A 3,733-nucleotide genomic window follows, 5' to 3' on the forward strand; every position below is an offset into this window, starting at 1 on the left:
CGCTGGCCATAATCGATCGTCAGCGCGAGCACGTCGAAACCCTGCTCTCGCGCGAGCGCCGCGCAAACCATCGAATCGAGCCCGCCCGATAGCAGCACCACCGCTTTGCCGGTCACAGCGCGATCCCGATGCGCGGCGCCGCCCAGAAGAACAGCGCATAAAGCGCGAGCGTCAGCGCACAGGCGATCCCCAGCGCCGCCCAGAACCCGACACCCCACCGCAGGAGCGCAGGGATGATAAGGAACAGGGGCAGCGACGGCAAGATGAACCACATCGTTCCGCTCGCCAGCCCGGCGACCTTGGCGACCTCGCCGGTATCCCGCCACGTCCACATCAGCGCCATCAGCGACGTCAGCGGCAACGACGCAACCAGCCCGCCCCATCCCGGATAGCGGCGAGCAATCTCGGAGACGGCGGCGGCGATCAGCCCCGACAGGGCCGCCTTGATGGCGAAATAAAGCATGTCCGCCTCATAATGCCCCGGCCCGCGCAGGAACAAGGCGCAAAAAAATGGGCCGCTGCATTTCTGCGAGCGGCCCAGGTTCGGGGTTTAGCCCGTTGGGAGGAAAGCGTGCCACCGGCACACCTCGTTCTTAGCGTCGGGATGGTAAACGAGTGCTTAACGTCTGCGGACAATTCCCCGCCCGGCGCGCATACAGCGTCTCGTCGAACGGCAAACCGCCCGAAATGCCCTGCGTGTGCACCTTCAGCGATCGCGGCGTCAGCAACGTCATCTCCGCCCGCCCGAACGCCCCGCCGGTGCAGCGATAATCGAATGTCACCACGTTGGCCTGCTCGGTCAGCAGTTCGCGCTTGCAGGCAGCACCACGATCTTCCCATTGCGCCAGCCAGGCTGGGTCGGCCAGGCACACCCGCACCGGCTTTGCCCCGGTCGCGCTTCGGCTGACATCCCACAGGCCGGGCTGGGCAGCAGCGATCCCGCCGGGCTCGACCGCGCGCACCGCCCCGATCAACGCCAATGTGCCGCCAGCAGCTACCGCCGCCATCACGACTCGGAAACTACCACCCCGCATTCCGGCTCCAATAGCAGGCCAGTGCTTAACCCCCTAGCCAGCCGACGCTTCGTTGAAATGGATCGGGAAGCTGGTCGCGCAAAAGGCGCAATCGACGCGGATCAGCCCGTCGTCGCCCTTCATCTCGGCCCGCTCTTCAACAGGGAAGCGCTCGATCACCGACCGCACATAGTCAGGATCGCAGCGACAGCCCTTGCTGAGCACCACTGGCGCCAGCGTTCGGACTTCCTCTTCCTCATTGAACAGCCGCCACACCAGAGCGTCGAGTGCCAACGCCGGATCGGTCAATTCCTCGGTCTTTACCGAGCCCGCGAGCACCGCAACATGCGGCCAGTCGGGGTGATCGAGCCGCGTATGCAGCCGCTCGCGCCCTTCCTCACCCTCGGGCAAATGCTGGAACAGCAGCCCGCCGCCGTGCCAATGCCCGCCCTCATCCCTGCGCGCCGCCAGTCGCACCAGCGACGGAATTTGCTCGGACTGGGTGAAATAAACCTGCGCCGCCTGCGCCAGGCTCTCGCCCTCCAAGGGCACGATCCCCTGATAGCGCTCGTCGGTCTCTGGCTGGTCGAAGGTAATCGCCAGATAGGCCTTGCCGAACAGCGCGAACAGCGACGGGTTAGGCCCCGCCTCGGCCCGCCGCTCGGCATCAAACTTGGCATAGCCGCGCAATTCGCCGCCAAGATAGTCGCACACCAGCAGCCCGACGATCCCGCCCTCGGCCTGCGCCTGCAACGTCATCTGCCCACCGGCGTCCTTCAGCAGCGTGCCGAGCAGCGCGGTCAGCGTCAGCGCCTCGACCAGCAATTGCTCGATCACAGGCGGATAGGAATGATTGGCGAGAATGGCGTCGAGTGAGGGCCCCAACCGAGCCAGACGGCCGCGGGCATGGCGCGCGGGTATCGTCACGGCCAGCGCGACGTCGGAGGAGAGGGTATCAGTCATCGCCGCGCGAGATAGGAGCGCGACCGCCCGATCACAACTTGCCCAGGCACCACAGCAACAGCGACTTCTGCGCGTGGAGCCGGTTCTCCGCCTCGTCCCATGCCGCCGACTGCGCCCCGTCGATCACCTCGTCGGTGTCTTCCTCGCCGCGGTGCGCCGGCAGGCAGTGCATGAAGACCGCCTGGTCGCCCGCTGCGGCCATCAAGCTGCTGCCGACCGAATAGGGCATCATCGCCCGTATGCGATTGTCGCTGTCGCTCTGGCCCATCGACGTCCAGGTGTCGGTCACGATGACGTCCATCCCCACCGCCGCGCTCGCCGCATCGCGGACGATCGGCACGCTGCACCCACGCGCAGCCGCCGCCTGCAACATGGCCAAGTCGGGCTCAAACCCCTCGGGACAGGCGACCGTCACGTCGAACATCATGATCGACGCCGCCTCGATCAGCGAGTTGCAGACGTTGTTGCCGTCGCCGAACCATGCCCATTTGCTCCCCGCCAGTTTGCCCTTGCGCTCGATCAGGGTGAGCATGTCGGCCAATATCTGGCATGGATGCGACAGGTCGGTCAGCCCGTTGATCACGGGCACCGACGCGCAGGCGGCGAGCTCCTCGACTTTGACATGATCATCCGTCCGGATCATGATCGCGTCGGCAAAACGCGACAGCACCCGCGCCGTATCGCCGACGCTCTCACCGCGCCCAAGCTGGCTCGACCCGCTGTCGAGGATAATCGCGCTCCCGCCTAGCTGACTCATGGCGAGGTCGAAGCTGACCCGCGTTCGCGTCGAATTCTTCTCGAAGATCATCGCCAGCACATGACCGTCGAGCGGCCGGTCGCCGTCCACCTTCCCCTTCGGCCACCCTGCCCGCGCCTTCTTGCGGTCCTGCGCGTCGTTCAGGATCGCCGCGATTGCGTCGCCGCCAGCGTCCGACAGGCTCAGGAAATGGCGCAACCCCTCATTAGTCGCTGAACCGCTCACGCTGCCTGGCTGACCTTGTAATCCGCCGCCGCCGCCGACAGGCCGTCGACGAACTCGCGGATATGCACTTCCTCGATGTTAAGCGGCGGCAACACGCGCACGACATTGTCACCCGCCGCGACCGTCAGGATCCCCCGCGTCCGCAAATAGGTCACGAACTCGCGGCTGTCGGTCCTCATCTTCAGCCCGAGCATCAGCCCCATCCCGCGCACCCCCTCGAAAATCGCATCGTGATTGGGGATCATCTGTTCCAACGCGGCGCGAAGCCGCTCGCCGGTCGCCTTGACCTGCGCCAGAAACTCGGGCGTCGCGACCACGTCGAGCACCGCCTGCCCCGCCGCCATCGCCAGCGGGTTGCCGCCATAGGTCGACCCGTGTGTGCCAATGACCATCCCCGCCGCGGCCTTCTCGGTCGCCAGGCATGCGCCGAGCGGGAAGCCGCCGCCGATGCCCTTCGCGCTCGCCATGATGTCGGGCACGATGCCATACTGCTCATGGGCATAGAGCGTACCGGTCCGCCCGACGCCGCACTGAACTTCGTCCAGCACCAGCATCAGGTCATGCTCATCGCACAGCGCGCGTAGGCCCTGCATAAATGCCTGCGACGCCGGCCTGATCCCGCCTTCGCCCTGCACCGGCTCGACCAGGAAGCCCGCCGTATGCTCACCCATCGCCGCCTGCGCGGCCGCCAGATTGTCGAACTCAACGACGGTGAAGCCAGGCAACAACGGCTCGAACCCGTCGCGCATCTTCGCCTGGTTGGTCGCGCTTATCG

General features: G+C 66.1%; 6 protein-coding genes. All 6 read right to left on the reverse strand.

Annotation, left to right across the window (positions count from 1 at the left end):
- On the reverse strand, positions 1–116 hold a 116-nt coding region (locus RMN84_RS08050), incomplete at its 3' end, for a 7-cyano-7-deazaguanine synthase (RefSeq protein ID WP_309611665.1).
- Positions 113–463, reverse strand: a complete 351-nt coding sequence (locus tag RMN84_RS08055; RefSeq protein WP_309611660.1) for a DUF3147 family protein — start codon at positions 461–463, stop codon at positions 113–115. The genes RMN84_RS08050 and RMN84_RS08055, both read right to left, overlap by 4 nt.
- A 130-nt stretch (positions 464–593) precedes the next feature.
- Complete coding sequence (locus RMN84_RS08060; protein ID WP_309611661.1) at positions 594–1,034, reverse strand: DUF3617 family protein; 441 nt, start codon at positions 1,032–1,034, stop codon at positions 594–596.
- Positions 1,035–1,067: 33 nt separating this feature from the next.
- Positions 1,068–1,976 carry an Hsp33 family molecular chaperone HslO gene (locus RMN84_RS08065; protein ID WP_309611662.1) on the reverse strand — a complete coding sequence of 303 codons (909 nt, stop codon included), beginning with the start codon at positions 1,974–1,976 and terminating at the stop codon, positions 1,068–1,070.
- A gap of 31 nt (positions 1,977–2,007) precedes the next feature.
- Positions 2,008–2,958, reverse strand: coding sequence for an ornithine carbamoyltransferase (argF, locus tag RMN84_RS08070; protein ID WP_309611663.1), 951 nt, complete (start codon positions 2,956–2,958; stop codon positions 2,008–2,010).
- Positions 2,955–3,733 (reverse strand): aminotransferase class III-fold pyridoxal phosphate-dependent enzyme (locus tag RMN84_RS08075; RefSeq protein WP_309611664.1); only part of this gene is annotated, 779 nt, incomplete at its 5' end. The genes RMN84_RS08075 and argF, both read right to left, overlap by 4 nt.

The organism is Sphingomonas sp., assembly GCF_031380695.1.
GTDB lineage: Bacteria > Pseudomonadota > Alphaproteobacteria > Sphingomonadales > Sphingomonadaceae > Sphingomicrobium.

Coding starts and splice junctions, on each gene's coding strand:
- RMN84_RS08055 (WP_309611660.1), bottom strand. CDS start 463: ATGCTTTATTTCGCCATCAAGGCGGCCCTGTCGGGGCTGATCGCCGCC.
- RMN84_RS08065 (WP_309611662.1), bottom strand. CDS start 1,976: ATGACTGATACCCTCTCCTCCGACGTCGCGCTGGCCGTGACGATACCC.
- RMN84_RS08060 (WP_309611661.1), bottom strand. CDS start 1,034: ATGCGGGGTGGTAGTTTCCGAGTCGTGATGGCGGCGGTAGCTGCTGGC.